Source organism: Mucilaginibacter sp. PAMB04274 (genome assembly GCF_039634385.2).
In the GTDB taxonomy this organism is placed as follows: domain Bacteria; phylum Bacteroidota; class Bacteroidia; order Sphingobacteriales; family Sphingobacteriaceae; genus Mucilaginibacter.
The window spans coordinates 1,411,387-1,438,385 of record NZ_CP155081.2; the positions used below are offsets into that span (position 1 = coordinate 1,411,387).

Sequence of the window (26,999 nt, forward strand, 5' to 3'; positions counted from 1 at the left end):
TGTTATTTAGGCTCGGTGGCTAATACCAGTTTAATATTCAATTTCTGTGCTATGTCCATCACCTGTACCACATCCTGTATAGCAACCGTGCGGTCAACATGCAGTACAATAGTCAGTTCGCTGGCTATGTTTTTGTAACCGGCTAATGTAGGTTGTAAAGCATCAACCGCTACTTCTTTCTTCTCCACGTAATACCTTAAGTCTTGCGTAACCGAAACAGTAATGGTTTTTTTAGATACCGCCTGGCCTGATGAAGACTTGGGCAGCATCAATTTGATTACGTTAGGATTGGTAACAGTTGAAGCTATCAAAAAGAACAGCAACAAAAAGAACATAATATCATTCATGGCCGAGGTATGTACCTCGGCTGATGCACGGCTATGTTTTTTTCTCAGGTTCATTTGCTGGGCTCTTCTAACAGGTCAATAAATTCAATGGCGTCAGTCTCCAATTTCAAAATTACCTTCTCTACCATCATGTTCAGGATGTGGTAGCATACATAAGCTACTATGCCCACAAATAAACCAGCTGCTGAGGTCACCATTTTTACATACAAACCTCCTGATATAACGCCCATACTAATGTTATCTGTTTTAGAGATATCATAAAAGATCTTAATTACACCGGCGATGGTACCTAAAAAGCCGAACATGGGCGCAATACCGGCCACAATGCCAATAATGCCAATGTTTTTTTCCAGTTTGGCTACTTCAATTTTGCCAACGTTTTCAATAGCGCCTTCAATGTCTTTAATAGGCCGACCGATGCGCAGCAAACCTTTTTGCAGCATGCGGCCCAGCGGCGTATTACTGTTACGGGCAACCGCAACGGCCGAGTCCAATTTACCCGATGTTATACTGCTCCGGATCTGGCTCATTAGGTTCGATTCATCTTTAGCGGCCTTACGGATGGTAAAATAGCGCTCAAAAAATATAACCAAACCTAAAACGGCCAGTATTCCGATAGGAACCATAACCCATCCACCTTTTATAAGCAGATCGCCGAAGCGTAAATCATCAACAGGGGCGGCAGTGGTGGCAGGCAGTGCTGCACGGTTTACCGAATCAACAACATTTTGAGCTGTATCCTGTAACAGCATAAATAGCATCATTTCTTTTTATTTCTTTTAGTTTCAACATAAAGATCGCTGCTTCTGAGGTGTTTCAGTTTCACGAGTCTTACTTTAGCTGCCTGTCCTTCGGCATAGGTTTTATAAAATCCAAGTCCAACCTTAACGTATTTAGTTGGATTAAAGTCTTTAACAATGCCAGCATTAATGCCTACGGCCTTGTAACGGTTTACAACTTTAATGGCTTCTGCCTCGTTGCTGAAAGCGCCACTCATGAGCACATTGTTGTAACCCTTTGGGTTGGCCAATACTACCGAAGTGTTATTTTTACCAGTTGCAACAGGCGTTTCCACCTCGGGCGCATACTCGGTTGAAGCCGGTAAGGCTTGTTTTTGTACAGATGTATCTGGCGTTACTGGTGTTTGGTGCTGTTCGGTTCCGGTATCTGCTTTAACTGGTGTTTTAACCACTACAGAATCCATGCTTGGTGTAGTCGTTGTTGTATTGTCCGAAGCTGCTACAGCCGGACGGGTGGAGACGTTCTGTTTTGAATAGAATACCGCTACTGCTGTTGCAATAAGCACAGCTGCGGCTAATCCCCAAAACCAGGGCTTGGCGTAGAATGGTTTGTTAGTTTCTGCCGTACTGTTTGCAACTGCTATCGGTTGGGGCTCAGCCGCTGGTTTAACGTCGGCTGGCTGTTGCTCCACAACTGGTTTTGCCGGTTGAGCTGTAGGTTTAACAGATTGCCTTAATAGAGGTGAGGTTGCCGTTACCGGTCCTTCGGGTATGGCATTTCCTGCTTTTAAAGCGTCTTTTTCGACTGAGAATAAGGGCGTATTAACGGGTGGCAAAGCTGGTGCAGGTTGCGGCTCTGCCACAACAGGAGCATCGTCTGGTAAATGGTCCTCAGCTGTATTTGTAACCGGCTCAGGTTGAACAGATACTGGCGTGAAGCCAAATGGAGAGGTACTGGTATCTGCATTAGGTACAGGTCTGAAGTTCAGTGTATCTTGTTCTTTAGATAACCAACCTAATCTGCCCAACATAACTTCGCCTATTTCGGCTTGTTGCAAAATGCTGTGCAGATAGCGGTCCATAAAATACCTGGCCGATGCTCCCGACACCTTGCTTTTAGCAACCAGGTATTGTAACAGGCTTTCATCCTCTACCGGTTGTTGCTCAAACTCGGTTTCATAATAAGGTGGATACAGTTTGCCTTCATCAGCATTATAGTAGCCCCTTTTACGAACCTGCTTAAACACCCCTATCTGAGGGATGCTTACAGTGCCTTGTTCGTTAAGCAGCTCACTGATGTAAACAGATAAATCCATTCTTTAATAATGTCCGGGGTTTAATTTGCGGTGAGGCAAATATAGTTAAAAAGTGAACCCTGCACCGCCAAATATATTAAATCCGTAGTTGGGGTAGTTTAAGTAAGTTTGATATGTAGTGTTTAAAATATTGTTAACCTGAACAAAAACCGAGATTTGCTTGGTAGCTTTGTAGTTTACACCACCGCTCAAATCGGCAAACGATTTTAGGGTAACTACCTGCTCATTGGTGAGCAAATCTTTAGTTGTGCCTCTAAAAAGTAAAGAACCGTTGATGTCCACTTTATCGTTGATATGAATAGCGGTACCCGCTGTCAATTTAAACTTAGGCAGGTTCCAGGGCTGTGCCTGACTGGCCAGCTTATAATCGCGAAATTCCACAAGTCCAAAGATATTTACATCGTCGGAAGCTTTGTAATCCAGCTCGCCGTTAAAGCCGCTGATGCGGGCGCGGCCATCATCATAAACTACGTTAAAGCGGTGCAAAGTGCCCGGTATAGGCTGATTGCCGGTTAAGGCCGGTTGTACATTACTTACAAACAACGGCAGATCAGAGACCGTGTTGCGGAAGATAGCGGCTTTGAACCCTAAGCCAGGTATAATGCGGCCCTTCAAACCCACGGTGATGTCAAGCTTATCAACCGAGTTTTGAATACCGATATTCTGGTCAAGGAACGGATTGGCTTCTGATAGATTGCGCAAAGAAGTACGATTCACATCGCCTTTAGCTTCGGCAAACAGGCGCACAAAATCAGGTATTACCTGGAACTCCAGTTTTACGGCCGGAAAGATGAAGAAACGTGATGAGAAGCCAAACTCCTGAGCAATATTTACGCCTGCATCAATTTTATAATTATCGCCCTGAAACTTTAAGTAAGGGTTTAAGCGCAAAAAGCTGTTGTTTAAAGAATATAAGCTGTCTTTTTGAGAGGCCAAGTCTAACGATGCACCCAGCCCTGCATAAAATTGGTTGATAGTTTGATTTAAATAGCCGCTTAAAACCACGTTGTTTTCTTTTGCTTTAAAGGCATTGTTAAAAAGGTAGCCGTTCACCTTTAGGGCATAGGTAAGTACGCGGTCGGTATCCTGGTAATTGCGGGCCAGCTCACCTTCAGCACTTAGGGTGTTATAATGCTGCTTCATTGGTTCAGCCGCCGGGTTTGTTAGGGCCAGTGTATTATAGCCATAGTAATAATTGTTGCGACGCAAGTAGTTTACACGCCCTGTAATGGTGTTAGCCTCGCCAATACTTTTGCCGAATACACCAACCTCGCTGCGGCTTTCATTTTGTTTAGGAAGGTTGCCCTGCTGACCGAAATGCTTTAAAAATGCACCTACCTGCAGCGCTTCATCTTGCCCATTATTAAAATAGGCCTCGCCGAAAGTAGTTTTAAGGCTTCCAAAGCCGGCGCGTACAAAGTTGTTAGCGGGTAAGGAGTCGCGTTCGGCAGGCATTTTCATGGCCTCCAACTGGCGTATATCACTGTTTTGTTCCAGGCGTTTATCAAGCGTAGTGTAGCTCAAAGGGGCTTTGTACGGTTGGGTATCATCAAGGTTTGGGTTACGGCGTATTTTAACGGCATCGGCCAGTACTGGTTTGTAAACCGTGGTTACTACAATCTCTTCAGATAGGCTGCCGCCATTTTGAGCGGCATTAGCGGGCGTTGTTTGACCTCCTTTTTTGGAGGTATCCTGTTTTGCTTTAGCTGCGGCATCTCCAAGCTTTTTTGCTGCCGGCTTGCTTTGAGTAGATTTTTGTGCCGGCTTTTTGACCGGCTGCTTTACTTGTGCCTGTGTAGTTGCACTTGCAGCCAGTAATATTGTAAGTAATATATATATAGGTCTCTTTATCATGACTATGGGTTGGGTATTGCTTATTAATCCTGTTTGTTGGGGTCGGTACCGGTGGCGGGTGCAGTGCCGGTAGCCTCATTCAGTTTTTGCAATTTCTCTTTAGCTGTAGGCAATATATCATCATCGCCTTTATAATTCTCAATTACACTTTGCAGGGTAGCTTTAGCCTGGAAGGTGTCTTTTAATGCGGCGTAGTTGTCAGCAATCAGAATGTAAGCCTTGGTTAGCCAGTAGTCGTAATTGGATAGTTTTTTGGTTAAATCGAAGCTGGTGTTTAACGAGGCTTTGTAGTTACGCTTTTTATATTCAATCAAAGCAACGTTGTATTTTGCTTCGGCAGCTGCCACGGTTTTGGTATTGTTAACCGTATAATTAAACTCTTTTACAGCGGCTGTAGTGTCGCCTTTATCCAAGTGAGCTAAGCCGGCGTACAATCCGGTTTTAAACTTATCCTCTTCGGATGACTTTTCGTTTTCGCGAACGAGTTGAACATAATGCAGGGCATCATCGGCCATTTCCATGTGTGCATAGCACAGCAGCAGGTTATTAATAGCAAAAGTATAGTCGGCTTTATATTCAGAATTGGTCTCTAAACGTTTAAGGAATACAACCGCCTCGTTATATTTCTTTTGCGCCATATAAAGCTTAGCCATGCTAATGAGCGATTTTTCAGTGTATGCGCTGGTCCAATCGTTCAAAATAACATTGTAATCGGCCACTGCTTCATCCGGGCGGTTTAAGTTCACTAAGCTTTGCGCCCTTATAAAGCGCATTTGTTTATCGTAAATAGGGCGTTTGGCTTTATCGTAATAAGCACCTACGGCAGCAACGGTACCTGCCCAGTCGCCTTTTAAATACAAATTGTTGGCGGCAGTAGCCATAATGCTTTCCTGCTCGGCAGCGCTGTAATTACCAATTGGCGTAGTGCCGGCATAGTTAATAAAGGTTTGTGCATCACCCTTATCGGTGTAAATTTTTTCGATCTGCTTGAGCGCTTGTTTAGCTTCTGGCGCAGAAGGGTAGGTTTGTACCACTTTTTTGAAAGACTCTACAGCCAAATCGTCCTGGTTGGCGTTGTAATCAATTAAACCCATCGTAACCAACGCGCGTGGTACATAGCTGCTGTTTGGATACTTTTGTATCATTGATTGCAAATCGGCCTTAGCTTTATCACCCTCATTTTTCAGGAAGTAGGTATAAGCTATCTCGAAGGCGGCATCATCTGCAAAGTCAGAATTTGGGTAACGCGTCAGCACATCATTCATGGTGCTAATTTTTGCGTCGGGTGCCGATTGCAGGCCTTGTATCATACCGCGTTGAAACAGCGCATAGTCCTGACTTTGACTGCCACTGCTCCTCAAACGATCATAGTAGTTCAACGCTGTGCTGTAGCTCTTTAATACAAAATAGCTGTCGGCAATACGTGCTGTAGCATCGTTGATCGTATTTTTATCCTTTGGCTCGCCTGCTAAAAAGCGTTCAAAATAGGTAGCCGCTTTTTTATATTGCTCATCGCCAAAAGCAGCGTAGCCTAAACCGTAATTGGCGTAGTTATATACCCCGGATTGCTTGGCTTCCGGGTTAGCTAAAAAGTCCTCAAACTGCTCAACAGATTCGCCATACTTTCGTACCTCGTACATTGATTCAGCAAGCCAGTAGGTAGTTAGCGCCGTAATTTTCTCATCGCGCGGATGTTTTAAAGAGCGTAAGAAGATGCCTATGGCATTCTCAAAAGCACGCTCATTGTAAAATTCCAAGCCGCGGTAATAAGTCACTTTTTGATAAGCTTCCGCAGCGCCGGGGTTAGTTGCAACTACGGGTTCCAGTATCTCAACAGCCTCCTTATAATTTTTAGAATTGAGCAACGCTTCGCCCAATAACGTTTTAACTTCGTCTAAACGTTTTGAACGCGGATAATTGCGCAGGTACAGGCGCGTTGCCTCTAAAGCCTGGTTATTAAAGTCCAGTTCGTATGATAGCTTTGCATATTCAAAAAGGGCATCTTCCTGCAACTGTTTGTCAAAATCCAGCTTGGATGCAACCTGGAATGCGTTGCGGGCGGCTTGTTTGTTGTTAAGCTTTAAAAAGATACTGCCCAGGGTGTAATTACCACTTTGGCTGTAAACGTCGTTTTTATCAATCAGTTTCTCCAGTTCCTTTGTAGCCTTAGCATTGTTGCCTGTTTTGTAATATGCATAGCCAATCTGGTAGCTGTCTTGCGTGTTTTGTGTTTTGCCTAAGTCGCGGTCCTGGAAACGGCTGTAATATTTTACGGCGTTTACATAATCGGCTTTAGCAAAATAAGAGGCGCCCACAATACGCAGCATATCTGTTTCGTGCTGTTGTTGTGTGCTGTTTAAAATTGGGATGGCGTAATTGATGACGTCATCATACCGCTTGTCTAAAAAATAAACTGCGGTAATGTAATACGGATAGCTATTCTCGTACTTTTTTGAATTTTTAAGTTTCTCAAAACTGGCCAGTGCTACATGGTAATCTTTGTTCAGATAAGCAATGTAGGCGTAATAGTAAGTGGCATCTTCAGAGAACTGCGATTTCTTGTCCTTAATATCACTAAACTGCTGTTGGGCATTTGGGTAATCGGCCAGCTCGAAATATGCGTAACCTTTGCGAAATTTGTATTCAACATATTCGCGGCCACTTAATTCGCTGCCATCAATTTTATTGAACCAAAGCAGTGCATCGCCATACTTGTGTTGTTTGGCGTATGACTTACCAATCTGATAAAAAGCCAGTTTAGCTAAGGGATTTTCGGGGTGCTCTTTAATGAAACGCATAAACATGCTTTCTGCATCATCATTATTGAGTTCGAGCGCGCATAAGGCTTCATAATATTGTGCGTTTTCCTTCAGCAACGACAGTTCAGATTCAAACTGAGGCTGATTGGCAGCCTTAAGGCGCGATTGTTCGATTAGACGAAACTGTTCGGCTGCGGCTACATATTGACCATTGTTAAGCAGCGTAGTAGCGGTATGGTAAGTGCGGTATATTTGAAATGAGGCGTTTTGCTGGGCCTTTACAGTAAGCGTGCCCAACAGCAATGCACACGCGGCAATAGGTTTGAGTTTAATCATAGAAAGCGTTTAACAAAAGCAAATGCAAAAATGCAATCCGTAGCATGTTTTCACAAACCGGATAGCATATTTTTAACGAAAGTAAAGATTAGATGGTATATGTAGGTAAAGTTTCTGGAACAAAGCGTTTACCTACAGCACATTAAATTTAAATATCCGAAACAGCTTGTTAAGGCTTTTAAAGTTAAGCAGCCAGTTGGCGCTGTATTTTAATGAGTAGTGTATTGATGTCAAACGGTTTAGCCAAGAAATCATCGGGAGCACATTCCTGCTTCAGAACGTCAGACACATTATGACTGGCTGATATCATGATTACCGGAATATCGTGCGTTCTTATATTCAGCTTAACATTCTTGCAAAGATCTCTGCCATCAAGGCCGTTCAGCATAATATCCATCAAAATGAGGTCAGGGAGTTCCTCATTTAATTTTTCAAAAAGTAGGTGACCGTCAGAGAGGGTGTTAACCTGATAGCCAGAATCTTCAAGTATCAACTGAAGTACTTCCAAAATATCCTGATCATCGTCTACCGCCAATATCCTATTCATCGCTATATATAAGTCTTATGTTTAATGGCTGCCTAACTCCTTGGTCTTACAAAGGTTTGTAATAATTACAGTAAGCAGTTAACATGCATTTACAATATATAAGCCAAACAATATGCTTCGGCCGTTTTATGAGCTATTGTAAAGCAAATAGTGCTTTCTGACAGTAAAAGTTAAGCTTTTAATTTATGGCGGGGATTAGTAAAACTAGCTATTTCGTTACCTAAGTACTTAGGTAGAGTGTAGCAACATCTTTTAAAACGATGTTAAAGCACCTTTTTTGCACAAAAATTTATCATTTCTTAACAATTGCAAATTTTGCTGATGGGCGTATATAAAATGTGTGTTTTTTAAAAAACAACGGCCTGTTTTTTATACACTTCTATCAGTTTGCTGTTATAGTATTGATATACAGTTGCTAATAACGAAGCCAGCCCATTTTGTCTACTTATTTTGCCTTACCAAATTAAAAATAAGAATTAGTTTGTTCACTGTTTCTCTGTAATAATTGATGATAGCTATTACGCTATAGATGATAAAAGTTAGGCAACGTTGGATTCATCCTAATTGGCCGGCAGCTTGGCAATAAATGTTTCCTTGACAGGTGCGGTTTTACACACAACTTAGTTATTAATAGGCATACCCGTAAAAGTTCTTTAAAAAATTTAAGGTATGATACAGGTATTAAACTTAACGTCTGATAAATTCAAACTTTCCGCTTGGATCCAAACGCATGATGGTAGACGGCTTTTTGGCCGAAAGGTCGTGCTGGTCAATATCAACTACATAATCTACACCATCAATAATTTCCGGCGATATTTGCTGAAAGTTTTGTGGCGATGGCTGTCCGCTTATATTAGCAGAGGTTGATACCAGCGGTTTGCGCAGGCGTTGTATAAGTTGCTGGCAAAAGGGGTGTTTACTGACACGCACACCAATGCTGCCGTCCTCGGCAATAAGAGCCGGTGGGAGATTTTTAGCACCGGGCATAACCAGTGTTAACGGGTTTTCTGCAAACTCAATTAAATCATAAGCAATGGCCGGTACCTCACGTATATAGCTTTCCAGCTTGTTCTCCGTATCCAGCAAAACAATCATGCTTTTTTCTTGAGCACGCTGCTTTAGTTTATATATCTTCTCTATGGCTTCAGTATTGGTAGCATCGCACCCTAAACCCCAAATAGTATCGGTAGGGTACAAAATAATACCTCCTTGCTGTACAACGTCAAAAGCCTTTTTTACCTCGTCTCTAAGCATGTGTAAGTGTGTTTTGGTACAGGGCCATTAATTGGCCGGCAAGTTTTTCATCGTCAAAGTTATGACAATATTCGAAGCCTTTCAAAGCCATGTTTTGCCTCAGCGCGGGCATGTTCCAAACACGGTTTATCTTCTTAGCCAGGTCGTGCTCGTTGTCGGGATCAACATAAACGCTATCCGGGCCGCCAGCCTCTTCCAGGCAGGAGCCGGTTGCAGCAATAACAGGTGTACCTGAGTGCAAAGCTTCGAGTACAGGTATGCCAAACCCTTCGTAGCGTGAGGGGTAAATAAATATGGTTGCCAGCTGGTATATAGCCGGCAGCTCATCAAAGCTCACCTCATGCAAAAAAGTTACGCGATTGCCCAGCTGATGCTGTTCTATAAAAGCTTTTACTTGATCAAGATAAGGCGTAGGCTTGCCAACCACAACTAAAGGAATGTTTCCCCGCGTGTATTGCAGCGACTTGACAAGCAGCAGCAGGTTTTTACGCTCCTCAATTGTCCCAACCGTTAGCAGAAACCTTTTAGGCAACTTGTATTTTTTTTGCACGGTGGTTTTGTAATTATCACTTTGACGTAGCGAAAAGGCCCGGTCGCAGTTTTGATATACTACCTCAATCTTAGCTGCATCGACTCCGAGTAATTCAATCAGGTCGTTTTTGGTCTTTTGGCTAATGGCAACTATACGGTTAGCCGCTTTACAAGCGTATTTAATTTTTACTTTGTAAATGGTGCGGTTTATCCAGCCGTAATAATGCGGAAAGCGCAGAAAGATCAGATCGTGCACAGTTAGCACGCTTTTTACGCCACTTTGCTGAATGCCAAGAGGCAGTTCATGACTTAACCCATGGTATAACTGAATCTCATCGCTTTTCAGATTTTTAACTATACCCTTCGTGCGCCACCAGGAAGAAAGAAATTTGGTATCCGGCTCAATGCATTTGGTGTTAAGCAAACTTTTTAATAAGCCTAAATGCCGGTTATCTTTTATTTTAGGCGTGTATAACCAATAAATGTTATCAGGATAATACGTTGCCATAGCTTTAATTAACCACCTACTGTAATTACCCAGGCCGGTATTATTTAAAAAAGCTCGCTTGGCATCGTAGCCGATGTTCATAGATTGGTTATAAGTTAAAACGGCATTGCGAGGAACAAAGCAATCTCTGAGCTGTATACGAACAATAGAAATGCCCCCCTGCAGCGATTGCTTCATTCCCCGCAATGAGGAAATAAGATTAATTATACAGCTACGTTGTTATCACGTAATGCATCGTTTAATGAAGTCTTTTTGTCGGTTGATTGTTTGCGTTTGCCAATAATTAAAGCACAAGGAACCTGGTATTCGCCGGCAGGGAACTTTTTAGTGTAAGAGCCAGGAATAACTACCGAGCGGGCAGGTACGCGGCCTTTATACTCAACAGGCTTTTCGCCGGTAACATCTATAATCTTAGTAGAAGCAGTTAATACTACGTTGGCGCCTAAAACGGCTTCGCGTTCTACATGTACGCCCTCTACTACAATAGCACGTGAACCAATAAAGCAGTTATCTTCAATAATTACCGGTGCCGCTTGTACTGGCTCCAGTACACCACCAATGCCTACACCTCCACTCAGGTGGCAATGCTTGCCAATTTGTGCACATGAACCTACTGTTGCCCAGGTATCTACCATGGTACCTTCATCTACATAGGCGCCTATGTTTACGTATGATGGCATCATGATTACGCCTTTGGCCAGGTAAGCGCCATAACGGGCAATACCATGCGGCACCACACGCACGCCGGTTTTCTTGTAATCGGTTTTTAGCTTCATTTTATCATGAAACACAAACGGACCTACCTTTATCTCCTCCATTTGCATGATAGGGAAGTACAGGATAACAGCTTTTTTAACCCAGTCGTTTACGTGCCAGCGGTTAGTGATTAATTCGGCAACACGCATTTCGCCCTTATCAAGGCGCTCAATAACGGTTTCAACCGCATTGACATATTCATTCATATTGAGTAATCCCCGGTCTTCCCAGGCATCCTCGATCATTTTTTTTAAAGTAGCGGGCATGATTAAAGTTTTCGCAAATTAAGGGAATTTTAGGCATATTAGGAACGCTTGTATCATCAACACGCGAATAAGCACTATCCCTACCTTAAATCACTTAGCAATGCAGTACGTCAAAGCCCAATACATTTTTATTTTAACCGCGGTAATTGTCGTCCTTTTTGGTCGGCTAAGTTCTCCTGGCAATTCGTTATCAGTATGAATGATACTTACTACATTATAACTTGGTGGTGGTGGTCTGGTATACCAGCAATGGTGTTAATTGGGTATGGTATTATATATGAGCTGTTTGACAGATATCATAAACCGGTAAACCGTTTTATAGGGTTAGGCCATGTTCTACTGAGTGTTCTATTCATATTTACAGCGCTTTATGCCGGCACATTCAACTATGCCGGGCCCAGGCGCTATTATTCTTTTATGCGGAAGCCGCCTATTTTTTTATGAGCAAACGTTAATGTGGTTTGCAATTGTTGTGTTTGTTTTAAGTCTGCTTGTTTTTTTAGCGGGTATCATTAGCGCGTTGGTAAAAGGTAAACTATCTGTTCGTTAAATCAATTTTAAGCGGATAGTGTTAAATTTGTACTATGCCTGAAAAAGAAAAGCTCCGTATAGATAAATACCTGTGGTCCATTCGCCTGTTTAAAACACGTACGCTGGCCTCTGATGCCTGTAAAGCTGGCCGTGTAAAATTAAATGGCACCAATATCAAACCCTCGCACGAGGTTAAGGTAGGGGAGATATACCATGTATCTAAAGGGCTAGAACGCAAAGTGGTGAAAGTAACGGGTTTGCTGGAAAGCAGGACTGATGCCAAAACAGCTGTAATGTTTTATGATGACATTACGCCGGTTGAGCAAACTACGGCTTTTAAATCTATGTTCCATGCACCTGTACTAAGCCGTGACCGTGGTGCAGGCCGACCGACCAAACGCGACCGCCGTGAGATTGATGATTTGCAAGGCGGCTATTTTACCCCTGCCAAACCTGACGAAGAGGACAGCGAATGAAGCCGACTATTAGTATAGAATATTGCCCCAAGTGCGGCTGGATGCTACGGGCGGCCTACATGTCGCAAGAACTGCTCACCACATTTACTGATGATGTGCACGGCGTGTTATTGCAGCCGAGCGAGGTGAGTGGCAGTTACGTGATTCGTGTCAACGATCAGGAAATCTTTAACCGTAAACTTGAAGGCCGTTTTCCGGAGATTAAAGAATTAAAACAATTGGTACGTGATGTAGTGGCCCCTGAGAAAAGTTTAGGGCATTCAGATAAGAGGTAATTTATTTAAGGCACTGTCATCCCCAACAACAATAAGATATCTTCCGGCAGGAATAGTCATCGGTTCACCGCTTCGAAAAGATTTCTCGCCATTATCGAAATGACAGTGCTCGTTGATTGGCCCCGCCTTACGAGCCCGCATTTTAATAATGTGTTTTCGATACCGAAGTTTCCCAAGCCTTAAATGCCCCTAAAGCTTCATCGCGCAGTAACTCTACCACGGGTAACTTTCGTTGGTCTTTCGGGCGGTCCAGTTCTTCATAAATAAACTGATCATCAAAGCCTATAGCAGCCGCATCACTTTTGTTGTTGGCATAGTATATCTTGTCCAACCGCGCCCAATAAATAGCGCCCAGGCACATAGGGCAGGGCTCGCAGCTGGTGTAAATTACGCAGCCTTCCAAACTAAAAGTTCCCAATTCCTGGCAGGCTAGTCGTATAGCCGATACCTCGGCATGGGCAGTAGGGTCATTGCTGGGTACCACCTTGTTGCCGCTAGCCGCTATAACTTTATCACCTTTTACAATTACGGCACCAAACGGACCGCCCAATCCCAGCGCAACATTTTGCTCTGAAAGGCCAATGGCCATGCGCATAAATTCTTCGTGGTTCATAAACCCCTCCTAAGTCCTCCCCCTGAAGGGAAGACTTTAATGTGAAAATTAGTAGTTAAAAAATAATGCCTTCTGCTTTTTATCAGCAGAAGGCACTCTATATTTGTTCCATCCCTCCAGGGAGAGTTAGGCTATTATTTTTTGTCTTTAGCGTAAGCCTCATTTAGTTTTTTAACCACATCGCTGGTTATGTCCAAGCTTGGGTCGCCGTATAAAATACCGCTGTTGCCTTTTTGGTAGGTCATTACCATTTTGTAGCCTTTATCTTTAGCATAAGTTTTCAAAAACTCGGCAACTTTTTCATAAAGTTTAGCCTGCTCGCCGGCTTGGTCATTTTGTACCTGGGCTCCTGCATTTTGCTGGTAAGCTTGTAATTCCTGCTGTTTGCGTTGCAGGCGTTGCTCGGTAGCCTGGCGCTGATCGGCAGGCATGGTAGCAGCAGCTTTTTGATACTCGGCCACTTCACGTTGAAAAGCCTGGCCTCTGTTCACAAGGTCGGCCTGTGCAGCTTTGCCTTTTTTCTCCAAACGCGCGCTCATGTCTTTGAAGTAATCGTACTTGGTTAACAATGAGTCAGAGTTTACAAATACAATTTCTTCAGCCTTAGGTGTTGCAGAAGCAGAGGTTGCCGCTGGTGTGGCAGCTGTAGTTTTTTCTTCGGTTTTGTTCTGGTTGCAGGCGGCTAAGCTTCCTGCCAGTAATAAGCTTAAAGTAATTTTCGATATCATCGAAGCCGGGGTTTTCATCTTGCTCAATTAAAAAAATTTCACAAATATATCATTTCAATCGCACTATCCTAATCATTTTTAATGACCTGTGTGTGACTGCCCAAGTTATCAACATACGTTTAAATTGCTCAAAAAAGCGTATATTTGTTAGTTATTTTTAAACTTAAACATGAGCGAAGAAATTCAGGACAGATCCAATTACTCAGCAGATAATATTCAGGTTCTGGAAGGCTTGGAAGCGGTACGCAAAAGACCTTCCATGTATATTGGCGATACGGGCGTAAAAGGCCTGCACCACCTGGTATATGAGGTGGTTGATAACTCGATTGACGAGGCCATGGCTGGTTACTGCGATACCATTAAGGTTACTATTCACGAAGGAAATTCCATCACTGTTGAAGATAATGGCCGTGGTATTCCTACAGGTATCAATACTAAAGAAAATAAATCCGCGCTTGAAATTGTAATGACCGTATTACACGCCGGTGGTAAATTTGATAAAGATACCTATAAGGTTTCGGGCGGTTTGCATGGTGTGGGTGTAAGTTGTGTTAACGCACTCTCTACCCATTTAATAACACTGGTACACCGCGAGGGTAAAGTATTTACCCAAGAGTACGAGCGTGGCAAACCAATGTTCGAGGTAAAAGCCATCGGCGAATCAAACCGTACAGGTACCATTCAATGGTTTCAGCCCGATCCGGAAATTTTTACCCAAACTATAGAATATAAATATGACACACTGGCCGCCCGCTTACGCGAGCTGGCTTTCTTAAATAAAGGCATCCGTCTAACTTTAACAGACGAGCGCGTTACCGAAGATGATGGTACACATCCCTCCGAGGAGTTCTACTCTGAAGGCGGTTTAAAAGAGTTTGTTAAATTTTTGGACGGCACCCGTGCATCTATTATTCCTGAGCCTATTTATGTAGAGGGTATTAAACAGGGCATACCGGTTGAACTGGCCCTGCAATACAACGAAACTTATAGCGAGAACGTTCACTCTTACGTCAACAACATTAATACTATTGAGGGCGGTACGCATGTGGCCGGTTTCAGAATGGGCTTGACACGTACTTTAAAAGCCTATGCTGATAAATCGGGCTTGCTAAAGAATGTGAAGGTTGATATAACCGGCGATGACTTTAGAGAGGGCTTAACAGCAATTATTTCAGTTAAAGTAGCCGAGCCTCAGTTTGAAGGCCAAACTAAATCCAAACTGGGTAACAGTGAGGTAAGTGGTGCGGTTAACGTTGCCGTTGGTGAGATATTAGGTATTTACCTGGAAGAAAACCCAAAAGAGGCAAGACTGATTGTTAACAAAGTGATTTTGGCAGCTACTGCCCGTGCAGCTGCTCGTAAGGCGCGCGAAATGGTACAACGCAAAAGCGTAATGACCGGTTCGGGCTTGCCTGGCAAACTGGCCGATTGTGCTAATAGTGATCCTTCGGTTTGTGAAATATTTCTGGTGGAAGGTGACTCGGCTGGTGGTACAGCCAAACAAGGCCGTGCACGTGATTTTCAGGCTATATTGCCATTGAGGGGTAAGATCCTGAACGTGGAAAAAGCAATGGAGCATAAGATCTACGAGAATGAAGAGATCAAGAACATGTTTACAGCTTTAGGTGTAAGTATTGGTACGCCTGAGGACGACAAAGCGCTGAACATTTCTAAGCTGCGTTATCATAAAATCGTAATCATGACGGATGCTGACGTGGATGGCTCGCACATTACCACGCTAATCTTGACCTTCTTTTTCCGTTACATGAAAGAGCTGGTTGAGCACGGTTATGTATACATAGCATCGCCGCCGTTGTACCTGGTTAAAAAAGGTAAAGAGTTTGAATACTGCTGGACCGATGAGCAGCGCAATACAGCCATACAGCGCCTTAAAGGTGCCGGTAAAGAGGATAGCGTACACGTACAGCGTTACAAAGGTTTAGGTGAGATGAACGACGTACAGTTGTGGGACACTACCATGAACCCTGCAACCCGTACTTTGCGCCGTGCAACCATTGAAAATGCTGCCGAGTGTGATCACACTTTCTCTATGCTAATGGGGGATGAAGTTGCACCACGCCGGGAGTTTATTGAGAAAAATGCAAAGTATGCACGTATTGATGCATAACTGATATTAAATATAAGAAAGCCCCGCCCCAAAAAGGCGGGGCTTTTTTTATGCTCTAGCAATAAATTACGGCCTAAGAAAGAATATGATTATTAAACACTAAGAGTGCTGGGAATAAATTTCTTGCTCTTGTCAACTAATTGAATATTTAATAGTTATAAGTTAGTATTTTGCACCTGTAAACTGCTGCTTTATCTAACCAATTATAAGCTTTAGGGCAGTTTTTTAATAAGTTAATACTGCCAAGCGTGAGCGACTACCTTTTATTTGTAGATACAGAAGCATCGGGTTTGCCGGTGAATTGGCATTTGCCCTACTCAACAGAGGGTAACTGGCCGTCGGCTGTACAAATCAGTTGGATGGTTTATACCAGGGATGGGCGGGAAATTAAGCGCGAAGACCATTACATTCTTAACGCCGATTTTGTAATTACGCCCAAGGCTATGGAGATACACGGCATTAATCCGGGTATTTTAGCCGTAAAAGGAGAAGCCCGTGCGCAGGTGATGCAGTTGCTGGCCAATGATCTGAACCAATATAAACCTTTGATTATAGGCCACTTTGTACAGTTGGATTACCATATCCTGAGCGCTGATTTTTACCGTGCCGGTATCGACAATCCGTTAGTAGGCTTGCCTTTATTTTGCACCATGCTGGCCACTACGCAGTTTAACTGGAACCCTATGCCCAAAAGCTTGCTGCTGGGCGACCTTTACGCTTACCTGTTTTATCATCCGCTGCAAAACCAGCACAATGCTCTTTCAGATGCCACGGCTACGGCCGATTGCTTTTTTGAACTGATGAAGCGTGGTGAGATCGGTGAAAAGCTAATCCAGAAGCAACAGGAACAGGCTGGTATCAAAAATCTTAAAAAAGGCTCCGGTAAAGTGTTGCAGGTTTTTGTTCCGCTTGTTGTTTTAATACTCATGGTATTACTAGCACACCATTTATGAATGAGCGTGTAAAATATTTGCAAAGCATCACCCCCTTTAATCTCTTACCCATAGAGGTTTTGCAAAGCGTTGCGGAGCAGCTACAGGAAGTAAGTTATAAAAAAGATACGATTATATACCAGCAGGAAACCACCAAGCTGAAAGGGGTAGACATTATCGTTAAAGGGCAATATGAGTCTTTTTTTTATGATAGTGTACAAAATAAGCGCCTGATGGAATACCACGATGCTGGTTTTTGTTATGGCGGCGTTTCGGTATTGCTTAACCGCAGGCAATCGTTACGCACGGTAATTGCCAAAAAAGGTACGCTGGTTTATTTTTTGCACCGTAAAGACTTCAGAGCCCTGTGCAAGGCATATGAGGATTTCTTCCTGTACTTTACCGCAGAGTTTGGCAAGCGCATGCAAAATGAGGAGTTTGTGCATTTCTTTAAGCGCCCTGCCGCCTTTGAGGAAAGCTATTTGGCTGCCGATCAGGTTTATTCGCGTAAAATTGAGAGTGTAGAGTATCGTCCTATTGTGCAATGTACGGGCAATACACCTGTTTTTGAAGCGGCCGCACACATGGCTGCGCATAAAGTAAGTTGCCTTTTTGTAACCGACGAAGCGAACCATATAGTTGGCTACGTAACCGATATTACCCTGCGTGATAAGGTAATTGCCCAGCAGCGCAGTGCCGCTGATGCTGTAAGCAGCGTAATGGGCAACCCCATTGTTGCCATTGATGTGGAAGCTTATGTGTATGAGGCTGTGCTGATGATGTTCAGTACCAAAACACGTTACCTACTGGTGAAAAAGGATGACCAGTACGTTGGCTTTTTAAGCCGTAACAAACTGCTGAGCGAACAGGCACAATCGCCGTTGGTGTTCATACAGTCGGTTAAATCTGCAGTAAGCGATGAAGAGCTGAAACGTAAATGGGATTCGGTACCGCACTTTGTAAACCAGTTGTTGGAGCGCGGTGTAAACGCTCAGATTGCCAACCAGGTAATTAGCACTATTGCCGATACCATTGCGCAAAAAGTAATTGAAAGCACTATTGATGTGGTAGGTTTACCGCCGGCCAAATTTGTGTTTATGGTATTGGGTAGTGAAGGACGCAAGGAGCAAACTTTTAAGACCGACCAAGACAATGCCATTATTTACGAGGATAAGGCCAACGAACACCGAGAAGAAGTAAGGGAGTATTTTCTCGACTTTGCGCAACAGGTATCAGGCCGGTTAAATAGTATTGGCATTAGTTACTGCACCGGAGGTTTTATGGCGCAAAACCCAAAATGGACGCATTCGCTTTCGCACTGGAAACGTAATTATATAAGCTGGATGGCTGAATCGCTGCCCGAAACGGTGATTAATTTTTCTACCTTTTTTGATTGCCGTTTTGTGTATGGAGAGGCGTCTATTATGGATGAGTTGCACGAGTTTTTAAACGAGGAATTGCAAAAGCCTATGGACAAGCTGTTCCATAACATGGCCATAAATGCCTTGCAGTATGAGCCGCCGCTTACCTTTTTTAACACCATACGCACGTTTAAAAAGAATGAGCGTGAGGTTTTTGATATTAAAAAAGCAATGACGCCTATTGTGGATCTGGTGCGGGTATACGCCTTAAAGAACCGTGTTTTTGAAGTAAATACAGGTGAGCGGATGAAAGCATTGCGCAAGTTGGAAGTATTCTCAGAAACGGCTTACCATGAGCTTTCACAATCATATTATTTTTTAATGAGCATGCGCCTTAAAAAACAAGCCGTGCAAATTATTTACGATAAAGCCTCACCCGATAATTACATTGACCTATCCAGCCTTACTAAAATTGAGCGGGTAACTCTAAAGGAGATCTTTAAAGTGATTGGCAATTTCCAATCGAAAATAAAGATGGATTTTACCAACAGCGTATTAGGTTAGATGCAGGTAAGAGGCAAGAGACAAGATGTAATTTGGCATCTTAAACCATCATGACCCTCGGTCATAACCGATTCTCTTACATTTGCTTTAATTTCAGGGTTTTCTTTCCGTAATCTATCACCGCATTGTATTCCATTAAAATATCGCCGCCAAGTACGCCCAGCACCTGCGGGTGGTTGAATTGAGCATAGGCCTGATTAATGGTTGAGAGGTCTAAGATAGCAACCTCAAAGCCTGTCAATTTAAAACGTCCCAGCTTTAACTCGGGTATAACTGCCGTGAATGATTCCATGGATAGCGTGCCCAAGCCGGCTGATAATCTGTTGGTAGATACGATATCAATCTTATTATGAGTCTGTAATAGCGTTTGGTGATCAAAAACCGTTTTTGATGCACCGGTATCTAGCACAAGTTTGTAAGCATTACGGCCAATTTTAACGTCAACCAGTAGGTGATAGCCGTCGCCTTGCATATCGATGATATGAAGCGGAATGTTGATATTCATGAGCGGTAAAAGTAACAGAATAGTAAACGGTATTAAAATAAAAACGCCATCCACGTAGTACGAGATGGCGTTTTTTATTTTGTTGTCAGTATTTAGAATGGATACCCAATAGCTAAGTTAAATACCATTTTATCATTAGCAGTATCAGACTTGTAAGGGCGGGTCAGCGGGAAACCAAAGTCGGTACGTAATACCAGTATGCTGGCATCAAAGCGCAAACCAAAGCCAGCATCGGTAGCCAGTTGGGTTAAAAACTTCTTATTGAACGTGCCGCCGGGCAGCGTTGCATAAGATTTGGCGTTCCATATGTTACCTGCATCGAAAAACAGCGCGCCATAAACAATGCTGAAAAGGTGAGGACGGTATTCTACGTTGGCTTCTAATTTAATATCACCCGACTGATCGCCTATAAAGCCGTTAGGATTTGCTGACAGAGGATCAACTGTACCCGGACCGATAGAACGGGCCCTGAAACCACGTAAGCTATTAGCACCGCCAATAAAGAATTGTTGACTGTATGGCAATATAGTGGAGTTTCCGTAAGGCAAACCAGCACTGGCAATTACACGGGCAGCAACTGTGCTTTTGGGGCCAAGCTTGTGAAAAAATCTGAATTCATTTTCCAGCTTAACATACTGGTTGTAGTTGGTTCCGAATAGTTTTTTTGCGTTACCGGCTAAAGTATCGGCACCGCTTACAATACCCAGTACATTGCCCGATAAGCTTACACGGCCGTTGTAATAAACGGTATTAGTACGATAAGTTTCAGTAGTATTGGTGTAAGTATAACTGTAAGTTGGACCAAAAGTAAACTGCGGATCAATAACATGCTTAAGGGCCGGGTTTGGCGTCCTTCTAATGCTGTCCCTATATAATTCGGTTACACTTGCAGGTTTTACATAAGTCACCATCAGCAAGTTAAGCTCATGTTGTTTGTGTACGCTTTGTTTCCATTGATAACCAAATGATCCGTTAAACGAACTTAAATTATAGAGCTGACTACGGTTGATGATGGAATAGCCCAAGCTAAAATTAGTGCGCGGAATGTAAGCGTTATCGGCACTGAAATTAAAAGGACTAATAAACCTCGGCCACGATAATGTGGTTTGAATACCTACCTGCGATAAAGCATAGCCACCGTTGTTAGCAGCTATTTGTCCATCGGTGCTACCAAACAAAGTAACGGTAAGCGCCTCGGCACCTTTAAAGGCATTGCGGTGACGCCAGTTAATATTTAGCTGTGTACCATTATAATTGGCCGATGTAGTACGTACCAAGGCATCAAAAGAAAGCGTTTTACGTGGGTACTGTGTTAAAAAGTAAAACACATTAAGTTTGGCCGAATCTGTGGTTACATCCTCAAAGCGGTTCTTTACGAATTTAAACGGCCCTAATTCTACAAAGCGGTTCAATGAGTTATTATGATCGGTACGATTATAAACTTCGCCTGGGTGCAGTAAAACTGTGTTTTTAAATACAAACGGCCTTACGGTTCGGCGGCGAGTTTCTATAATATTATACCAGCGATAAGATAGGGCAGAATCTAATTTAAGCGCAGTGTCTCTTAACGAATAGTTAGGATACACATAAATCTTATTGATCTTGTAAACCTGCCGTGCACGATCGCTCACGTCGTCTTTAATTTTGATACGCGCATCGATTTGATGACCGGCTACGGTGGTGTCGAACGCGCTGAAAATTAGATTTTCGGGCGCAAAGTAGTAAAAGCCTTTTTCCTTAAGCCGGGCATCTATTCGTAAGCGTTCGGCCTTAATGGCATCCAAGTTATACTGGTCGCCCTTTTTTAAGATAGTCTCGCCTGCAGTAGCCGCAATTGCGCTATCTAACGGGTTGGTACCACTTGGCCATATGATATTGCGGTACTTGTAAGACGGGCCTGCCGATACGGTATAAACCGCCTTGGCAACCTTCTCTTTCCCCACAGTATCTCCCGCTACCTGGGCCTGAAAATAGCTGCGGTTTTGCAAGCGATTTTGTAAAATACTGCTGTTTTGCACCAGGTCAACAGCGCTTACCAATACAGGCGGCTCGCCAAATTTGGTATTTAGCCAGTGCTTTAAACCTTTAGTTTTGGTAGTGCGTGTTTTTTGGTAAACCCAAAGTTTAAACCTGAACGGACCAATTTTGCCGTTAGGCTTTGGTCTTAATAAACCTTGCAGGTCACTTTTTAAAAAGCTTTTTTCTTTTTTAGGCAGGTCTTTATCAGTAAAATTTATTTCAGCGCCGGTATATAACTTTTGGCCTGCAGGTAAATCTTTGGTGGTACTGCATGCGCTTAAAAGTATAACCGATGTTAAAGTAAAATATGCTAAATTTTTAATCATAGGTTTAGTTTGTCGTAGCGGTAGTAGTCTGCTTTGGTTCTTCAGCAGGCTGTTGTTGTTTTTCTTTTTCTTCTTGTTGTTCTTTGCGTTCTTTTTCTTCGCGTTTCTTTTGACGCAGTAACGCTTTTTCTTCCCGGCTGTTTTTCGAGAAGATCTCTTTAAAGCGGTTGTAGTCTACATTGAGCGAGAAGCCAACGCCGGTTTCAATAACCTGACCCTGTATCACAATGTATTGGTCGCGGCGGTAAGCACGTAGCATATAGCGGCCATCTTTAGTTAGGCGGTAATTAACAGATACGTTGCCCGCAATGGTGCTTGATTGCTGACCCGGTTGCTGTTTACCCTCTAATTGGAAGTTGTTACCAATGGTTACAGTAAGCCTATCGTTCAGGAAGCGTTTGGATAGCCCTACGTTCAGGTCCGTCCGGTTTTGTTCGGTACCGGTTGAGTAATCCTGTCCGGATTGCAGGTCGAAGTTCAAATCGAAGCCTCCGATCATGTTACCAGCCAGTTTATTCAGCTGGTTCGAAAGTAAGCTGCTTACACTGTTACGAACGGCGCCTTCAACACCTGCACTGCCACCCTGGCTTTGCAGTGGGTTATCTCCAATGAAGTGGCCCAATACCAATACACCCAGTACTTGTTTATTCATCTCGTTAGGGTCTCGGCGTATTTGGCCAAGACGAACATTTACAGCGTCTATAACATCTGGCTGAACGGTGTAATTACTATCAGGCAAAACGATATCGAAGCCAATACGCGGAGTTAGTAATTGGTCGCGTAGGCTCAGGTTTACATTGAATGGCAGTTTTTGTTTATACATACCGCTCTGCGCATCGGTTCCGGCCGACTGGTTTTCAACCAGGTCAATAGGTGGAATATTGGCTACATAAATAGCGGTTAGGTCAACAGTTGCATTGGTGGGGTCGCCGTTCCAAACAATGGTACTGCCTTGTTTAAAGCGGAACAGGCGATTAACCGGACCGTAAGATAACTGATAAGAACCTTCGTTTACCGTATAGGTACCGGTTAGGTTGATCTTACCGCTGGGGTCAATGCCAGCACTTAGCTGAGCGTCACCTTTAATATGTACTACGTCGCCATTGCGCTCATCAATTACAATGTTAAAATTGGCATTCTTACTAACGTTCAGCGTAGCATTTAAATCCAACCCGGTTACGTCCGATTTCCGTAAAGAGTCCAGTCGTTTGGCTATAAGAATTGAATCAAGGTTAGGGTCTTTGGATACAAATTCAACCACGCCTTTCCGGTCTTCAATACTTGGATCGGTTGTGGGCAGCACAAAGGTCATATCTGTTTTGTCGTTCACGGTAAGGCTGGCATCCACAATAGGCTTGTTCATGTCGCCACGTATTTTCACACGGCTATCTACATAAAGTTGTCCATAAAATAACTTATTGTCGGCACGTGTAGAGTTAACCGCACGGAAATTATCCATACGCATATCAATACCAAAGCGGAAATCCGTATAGGTCTTGGTATAAACTGCCCCGGTAACCACAGCTTTATTACCGGTCGAGTCGACCAGGGTAAAGTCGTTAAAGCGCACACCTTCGCTGGTAAAGCTTATGCTCTCGTTAGGCATAGTGAAATACGAGTTCAGCATCGATACGTTGAAGCCAACCTGGTTGAACTTTATATCGCCGCGTACGCTTGGTGCAGTGGTAGTTCCGGTAATTTTTAAACCACCGGTTATATTACCCGTAGCCCGGCGTATGTTACCAAAGCTGAAGCCTTCAACGCTCTTCATGCTTAGGTTCACAATGTTCAGGTTCATGTCCATACGGCCTTCGGGTGCAGTGTAGTACATGCCGGTTAAATCAACCTGGTTGCCTTTGCCTGTTATACTTACATTGGCTGCATAGGCATTAGCAGTTTGATTGTTGACCTTAATGGCAATGTTACCCACTGTATCACCTTTAAAGCTAAAGTCACCAACGTTCATGTTAGCCACAAAAACAGGGGACGCTTGCAGGTTGCTTACTACGGCGTTACCGTTAATGGTACCACCTACCAGTAAGGAATCCTGTTGAGCTAAACGGGTTAAAGTTTCTATATGGAAATTAGTGAATTGAACAGTTAGCGGTGCATTGGCCTGCGGTGGGTTGCTGTTGATACTTAGTACCTGATTGTTACTGGTGATGGCAAAATCGCGTGCCAGGATGCCTTTATTGCCATACTGGAACATGTTGTTAGGGTTAACAGCCCACTCGGTATAATCGAGTAGTAAACCGTTTTGCAGAAAGTTGAATTGGTAAGCGCTTGGCAATACACTGAAAACACCGGCAATACGGTAACGCTCTTTGCGGGCAGCATCACGTACTTGCAGGCTCAGGTTTAGTTTATCATTTGCGGCGTTGCCGGTTATACTCGGATATAGCAGCTTTAAGCTCGAGCCGGCTTGTATCTGGTCGAAAGTTAAGCTATAGTTTAATGCGTTGTTTGTATTAATATTCAGCTTGCCATTGCTTACAATGTTAGTGCCGTATACCACACGCGGTATAGAACCGTTTACCAGCAATTCACCGGATTGACTGTTAAAACGGCCGTTAATCACTATAGGATCCAGCTGTTTCAAATCAGGAACAAACTGTGTCACCAGCGGTGTTTTTACCATGCGCAGGTCAAAGTTAAACTGTTGTGGCGAATAAGGTGGCGTTTTAACTGCACCGCCACGTGTGGTTGGGGCAGCAGCTAAAGCGGTGTTGAAGTACTTGTTAATGTTATCTTGCAGTGCGGTGCCTATTTGGGTAAGCTTGTATTTACCACCCAAATGGGCGCTTAAAAATGGCGTGCTTAGGCGAAGGCTGCTACTATCGGCGTTAGCGGTGGATACCACACTCACAGTATCTAGCTGTATGCGCTGGCCTTTGTTTACAACCAGCATGTCGGTTAGCAGTACACTACCGTTCAGAAAATCCGGGTCGGCAGTTGGCAAATTAGCCACCAGCTTGCCATGAAAACGCATATCATCCTTTACAAAGTTCAGTTTTTGCAGGTTAATGCTGTCTATCATCATCGTTGCATTGACAGACGGGTACTTTTTGTTCATGTTAGCCTTGGCATCCAAACTAAAGTTGATGTTCGGGTCTTTCATGCGGGCAGTAGCTACATAGCTGCCGTTGCGGGCGCTGCCTTTAGCAACCAGGTTGCGGTAAGTGTAGCCTTTAACCTGCGCGCTCACCACATTAGCCGCAAAACGCACGTTCAAATGTTTTGGATCAGCTCCGGCACCTTCCACATTGGCCGTAAGGGTTAAGCGTCCTACGGTTTGGGGCTGCTTTGTTAGCGCGCCTGCGTTAAGGTTATTTACCCGCACTTTGGCGGCGTATTGTATGCGGTTGATGTTGGTAGCATTCTTCACGTTGGCAGTTACATCGGCACTACCATAGCTCGAGCGCAAGTTCATTTGCGTGGCCAGATTAGCCATATTGCCTTTCAACTTGCCTTTTAAGCTCATGTATTCGGGTATGCTTACGCTCGGCGGAATGGTGCCCCGTGGTGCCAGGCGCATAATATCGCGGCGGCTGGTGGTAAAATCGGCCAGGTTTACATCAAAGTAAGCTTTGTTTACATCGGGCAGTCCGCGTAATACGGCCGATGTTTTAATGTGTGTATTAGATAAGCCTATAAGCTCAAAGTTTTGTATCCGTAAATCGTTTACCCGGCCACTTACCCGGCCGTTTATGCGTAATACCGCATTAGGCGTGCTTCTGAAAGGTTCCATGCTGGCCATCGTAGGCATCAGCAGCAACACATCGCGCAATCCCAAACGGCTGCCGTCCAAATTGGCGTTAATACCTAAAGCGCCAACATTCTTAGTCAGGCTTTCAATGCTGGGGTAGGTTACTTCTAAATTACGTTGAATAACTGTTTGCGGCGTTTCTACATATAAGTCTTTCAGGTAAGCACTTTTGGGACCGTATAAAAAGCTTGTGTGAAACTGTTTCAGGTTAAAACCACTTTTGTCGCTGAAGGTAAATTGGTTTACCTTACCGGTAATGGTATCGGTTGTATAAGCCAGGTCATCAATATCGGTAGATAGATTTTTAATGTCCATGTGGGCAAAGTCCAAACCCCGACTCAGGGGCGCTGTAGCATCGTTGTCAAACTTAATGTCGTTATTGGCGAAGGTGATTTTGCCTACAGTAGCGCGCCACGGTGCACTGCTTTTAGGGGCGGTTACCAGTGTATCTAGCTTTTTAACACCTTTCTCTATCGCTTTAGCAACCGATTCGGGTTTAGACAAACGCAGGTTAGCTTTGGTGTCATTTAACGTAATGCTCTTAACACCCACGCGCTGGTTCTTAAGGTCTATCTTATCCATCTCAACCAGTAATTTACCCAGGTTGGTAACGGTAGACATTTCTTTAGTGCGGTAATCGACCTTAATTTTAGAAAAATCGATGGTACCCAGCTCCAATTTCAGATTAAGCGGCGTAGTAGCGGTATCAACAGCGTTGGTTTGGGCGATGGTGGATCCTGCCGGGGTTTGTATAATGCGAGCGTTAACATCGCTCAGGTTTATTTTAGGGATAGCGAACCGCATGCTGTCCAAATCAAAAGTCTTAATGCGGGTATCAAAATGGCCCAGCAAAAATTTAACGTCGTTGCCAGTAGTTACATCCTTATAGGCAATGTTAATACGGTCGAGGATGATCTTATCCAGCGCAAACTTCATGCTGGAGGTAGTATCGGTTGGTTTAGGTTCCTTTTTTTGCTCGCCGGCAAAGGCCTTAATAATGTAATCGAAGTTAAAGGTACTGTCGGCACCGCGGCTTATTTTCGCAGTAATGCCTTGCAGGTTAATTTCGTTAATTTCAACCTGGCTTTTCAGCAGTTTCATCATGCTGATGTCTACCTTCAGTTTGTCGCCTGCAATAAGGGTATCGCGTTTCTGATCTTCAAAGTAAACGTCTTCCAAAACCAGCATTTTCGGAAAGCCGATGGTGATGTGACCAATTTCAACTTTGGTATGAATTTTACCTTCTAAAAAGCTTACGGCTTTATTTTTTGCGAATTGTTGTACAGCGGGTACTTGTATCAAAAGAACTACAAGCAGCACCAGAAAAATGACACTGCCAACTATCCAAAGAATGGTTTTTAAAGCTATACGTCCAAATTTTTCCAATTTTAGTAGATTTTCAAGGTGGAGTTTGATGTGTGTTTGAAGTAGTACAAACACTATGCCTCCGGCTTCCTGAGCGAAGTGCAGAGGGGTATCTAAGTTAGAAACCTGCATGGCCTAAAAATGTTTTTACAGATTATTTTTGTTGAAAAGTAGCCTGCCTTGTCAGTAATTATTT

The 26,999-nt window shown here is 43.6% G+C and carries 19 protein-coding genes; 5 read left to right on the plus strand and 14 right to left on the minus strand.

The window, feature by feature from the left end:
* Window positions 1-2: 2 nt before the first annotated feature.
* From ABDD95_RS05850 to ABDD95_RS05890, 9 genes are all read right to left on the minus strand, one after another.
* Window positions 3-401, minus strand: coding sequence for a biopolymer transporter ExbD (locus ABDD95_RS05850; protein WP_345950968.1), 399 nt, complete (start codon window positions 399-401; stop codon window positions 3-5).
* A complete protein-coding gene (locus tag ABDD95_RS05855; RefSeq protein WP_345950969.1) occupies window positions 398-1,111 on the minus strand; it encodes a MotA/TolQ/ExbB proton channel family protein in 714 nt (237 codons plus the stop codon). The genes ABDD95_RS05850 and ABDD95_RS05855 overlap by 4 nt, the downstream gene beginning before the upstream one ends.
* Entirely contained in the window at window positions 1,108-2,403 is a 1,296-nt protein-coding gene (locus ABDD95_RS05860) for a hypothetical protein (RefSeq protein WP_345950970.1), read from the minus strand. The genes ABDD95_RS05855 and ABDD95_RS05860 overlap by 4 nt, the downstream gene beginning before the upstream one ends.
* 45 nt (window positions 2,404-2,448) lie before the next feature.
* Complete coding sequence (locus tag ABDD95_RS05865) at window positions 2,449-4,257, minus strand: hypothetical protein (protein WP_345950971.1); 1,809 nt, start codon at window positions 4,255-4,257, stop codon at window positions 2,449-2,451.
* Between the two features lie 23 nt (window positions 4,258-4,280).
* Complete coding sequence (locus tag ABDD95_RS05870; RefSeq protein WP_345950972.1) at window positions 4,281-7,352, minus strand: tetratricopeptide repeat protein; 3,072 nt, start codon at window positions 7,350-7,352, stop codon at window positions 4,281-4,283.
* A 184-nt stretch (window positions 7,353-7,536) separates the two neighbouring features.
* The gene (locus tag ABDD95_RS05875; protein WP_345950973.1) at window positions 7,537-7,899 is read right to left on the minus strand and encodes a response regulator; all 363 of its coding nucleotides are present in this window, start codon (window positions 7,897-7,899) and stop codon (window positions 7,537-7,539) included.
* A 687-nt stretch (window positions 7,900-8,586) separates the two neighbouring features.
* Window positions 8,587-9,153: an L-threonylcarbamoyladenylate synthase gene (locus ABDD95_RS05880; protein WP_345950974.1), complete on the minus strand. Its 567-nt coding sequence runs from the start codon at window positions 9,151-9,153 to the stop codon at window positions 8,587-8,589.
* Window positions 9,146-10,273 carry a glycosyltransferase family 1 protein gene (locus tag ABDD95_RS05885; RefSeq protein ID WP_345950975.1) on the minus strand — a complete coding sequence of 376 codons (1,128 nt, stop codon included), beginning with the start codon at window positions 10,271-10,273 and terminating at the stop codon, window positions 9,146-9,148. The genes ABDD95_RS05880 and ABDD95_RS05885 overlap by 8 nt, the downstream gene beginning before the upstream one ends.
* Before the next feature lie 122 nt (window positions 10,274-10,395).
* On the minus strand, window positions 10,396-11,214 hold the full coding sequence (locus tag ABDD95_RS05890; RefSeq protein ID WP_345950976.1) for a 2,3,4,5-tetrahydropyridine-2,6-dicarboxylate N-succinyltransferase: 819 nt from the start codon (window positions 11,212-11,214) through the stop codon (window positions 10,396-10,398).
* Window positions 11,215-11,798: 584 nt separating this feature from the next.
* Between ABDD95_RS05890 and ABDD95_RS05895 the strand changes: the two genes are divergently transcribed.
* Window positions 11,799-12,221 (plus strand): RNA-binding S4 domain-containing protein, encoded by a 423-nt coding sequence (locus tag ABDD95_RS05895; protein WP_345950977.1) that lies wholly within the window; start codon window positions 11,799-11,801, stop codon window positions 12,219-12,221.
* Window positions 12,218-12,496, plus strand: a complete 279-nt coding sequence (locus ABDD95_RS05900) for a SelT/SelW/SelH family protein (protein ID WP_345950978.1) — start codon at window positions 12,218-12,220, stop codon at window positions 12,494-12,496. The genes ABDD95_RS05895 and ABDD95_RS05900 overlap by 4 nt, the downstream gene beginning before the upstream one ends.
* A gap of 142 nt (window positions 12,497-12,638) precedes the next feature.
* Here ABDD95_RS05900 and ABDD95_RS05905 read toward each other — a convergent pair whose 3' ends face one another.
* Together ABDD95_RS05905 and ABDD95_RS05910 are read right to left on the minus strand one after the other, a co-directional pair.
* Window positions 12,639-13,109: a nucleoside deaminase gene (locus ABDD95_RS05905; RefSeq protein WP_345950979.1), complete on the minus strand. Its 471-nt coding sequence runs from the start codon at window positions 13,107-13,109 to the stop codon at window positions 12,639-12,641.
* Window positions 13,110-13,243: 134 nt separating this feature from the next.
* On the minus strand, window positions 13,244-13,855 hold the full coding sequence (locus tag ABDD95_RS05910; protein ID WP_345950980.1) for an OmpH family outer membrane protein: 612 nt from the start codon (window positions 13,853-13,855) through the stop codon (window positions 13,244-13,246).
* Between the two features lie 151 nt (window positions 13,856-14,006).
* On the opposite strand from ABDD95_RS05910, the gene gyrB reads away from it, so the two are divergent.
* The 3 genes from gyrB to ABDD95_RS05925 all read left to right on the plus strand — a co-directional run bounded on the left by gyrB (window position 14,007) and on the right by ABDD95_RS05925 (window position 18,822).
* Entirely contained in the window at window positions 14,007-15,965 is a 1,959-nt protein-coding gene (gene gyrB / locus ABDD95_RS05915) for a DNA topoisomerase (ATP-hydrolyzing) subunit B (protein ID WP_345950981.1), read from the plus strand.
* Between the two features lie 248 nt (window positions 15,966-16,213).
* Window positions 16,214-16,918: a 3'-5' exonuclease gene (locus ABDD95_RS05920; protein WP_345950982.1), complete on the plus strand. Its 705-nt coding sequence runs from the start codon at window positions 16,214-16,216 to the stop codon at window positions 16,916-16,918.
* Window positions 16,915-18,822, plus strand: a complete 1,908-nt coding sequence (locus ABDD95_RS05925; protein ID WP_345950983.1) for a DUF294 nucleotidyltransferase-like domain-containing protein — start codon at window positions 16,915-16,917, stop codon at window positions 18,820-18,822. Before ABDD95_RS05920 ends, ABDD95_RS05925 begins: the two co-directional genes overlap by 4 nt.
* A 76-nt stretch (window positions 18,823-18,898) precedes the next feature.
* On the opposite strand, the gene ABDD95_RS05930 is transcribed toward ABDD95_RS05925, so the two are convergent.
* The 3 genes from ABDD95_RS05930 to ABDD95_RS05940 all read right to left on the minus strand — a co-directional run bounded on the left by ABDD95_RS05930 (window position 18,899) and on the right by ABDD95_RS05940 (window position 26,935).
* Entirely contained in the window at window positions 18,899-19,327 is a 429-nt protein-coding gene (locus ABDD95_RS05930; protein WP_345950984.1) for a retropepsin-like aspartic protease, read from the minus strand.
* 92 nt (window positions 19,328-19,419) lie between these two features.
* The gene (locus ABDD95_RS05935) at window positions 19,420-21,672 is read right to left on the minus strand and encodes a BamA/TamA family outer membrane protein (protein WP_345950985.1); all 2,253 of its coding nucleotides are present in this window, start codon (window positions 21,670-21,672) and stop codon (window positions 19,420-19,422) included.
* 4 nt (window positions 21,673-21,676) lie between these two features.
* The gene (locus ABDD95_RS05940; RefSeq protein ID WP_345950986.1) at window positions 21,677-26,935 is read right to left on the minus strand and encodes a translocation/assembly module TamB domain-containing protein; all 5,259 of its coding nucleotides are present in this window, start codon (window positions 26,933-26,935) and stop codon (window positions 21,677-21,679) included.
* Window positions 26,936-26,999 lie beyond the last annotated feature (64 nt).

Coding starts and splice junctions, on each gene's coding strand:
- ABDD95_RS05855 (WP_345950969.1), bottom strand. CDS start 1,111: ATGATGCTATTTATGCTGTTACAGGATACAGCTCAAAATGTTGTTGAT.
- ABDD95_RS05885 (WP_345950975.1), bottom strand. CDS start 10,273: ATGAACATCGGCTACGATGCCAAGCGAGCTTTTTTAAATAATACCGGC.
- ABDD95_RS05890 (WP_345950976.1), bottom strand. CDS start 11,214: ATGCCCGCTACTTTAAAAAAAATGATCGAGGATGCCTGGGAAGACCGG.
- ABDD95_RS05865 (WP_345950971.1), bottom strand. CDS start 4,257: ATGATAAAGAGACCTATATATATATTACTTACAATATTACTGGCTGCA.
- ABDD95_RS05935 (WP_345950985.1), bottom strand. CDS start 21,672: ATGATTAAAAATTTAGCATATTTTACTTTAACATCGGTTATACTTTTA.
- ABDD95_RS05850 (WP_345950968.1), bottom strand. CDS start 401: ATGAACCTGAGAAAAAAACATAGCCGTGCATCAGCCGAGGTACATACC.
- ABDD95_RS05860 (WP_345950970.1), bottom strand. CDS start 2,403: ATGGATTTATCTGTTTACATCAGTGAGCTGCTTAACGAACAAGGCACT.
- ABDD95_RS05875 (WP_345950973.1), bottom strand. CDS start 7,899: ATGAATAGGATATTGGCGGTAGACGATGATCAGGATATTTTGGAAGTA.
- ABDD95_RS05905 (WP_345950979.1), bottom strand. CDS start 13,109: ATGAACCACGAAGAATTTATGCGCATGGCCATTGGCCTTTCAGAGCAA.
- ABDD95_RS05925 (WP_345950983.1), top strand. CDS start 16,915: ATGAATGAGCGTGTAAAATATTTGCAAAGCATCACCCCCTTTAATCTC.
- ABDD95_RS05895 (WP_345950977.1), top strand. CDS start 11,799: ATGCCTGAAAAAGAAAAGCTCCGTATAGATAAATACCTGTGGTCCATT.
- ABDD95_RS05910 (WP_345950980.1), bottom strand. CDS start 13,855: ATGAAAACCCCGGCTTCGATGATATCGAAAATTACTTTAAGCTTATTA.
- gyrB (WP_345950981.1), top strand. CDS start 14,007: ATGAGCGAAGAAATTCAGGACAGATCCAATTACTCAGCAGATAATATT.
- ABDD95_RS05870 (WP_345950972.1), bottom strand. CDS start 7,352: ATGATTAAACTCAAACCTATTGCCGCGTGTGCATTGCTGTTGGGCACG.
- ABDD95_RS05880 (WP_345950974.1), bottom strand. CDS start 9,153: ATGCTTAGAGACGAGGTAAAAAAGGCTTTTGACGTTGTACAGCAAGGA.
- ABDD95_RS05930 (WP_345950984.1), bottom strand. CDS start 19,327: ATGAATATCAACATTCCGCTTCATATCATCGATATGCAAGGCGACGGC.
- ABDD95_RS05940 (WP_345950986.1), bottom strand. CDS start 26,935: ATGCAGGTTTCTAACTTAGATACCCCTCTGCACTTCGCTCAGGAAGCC.
- ABDD95_RS05900 (WP_345950978.1), top strand. CDS start 12,218: ATGAAGCCGACTATTAGTATAGAATATTGCCCCAAGTGCGGCTGGATG.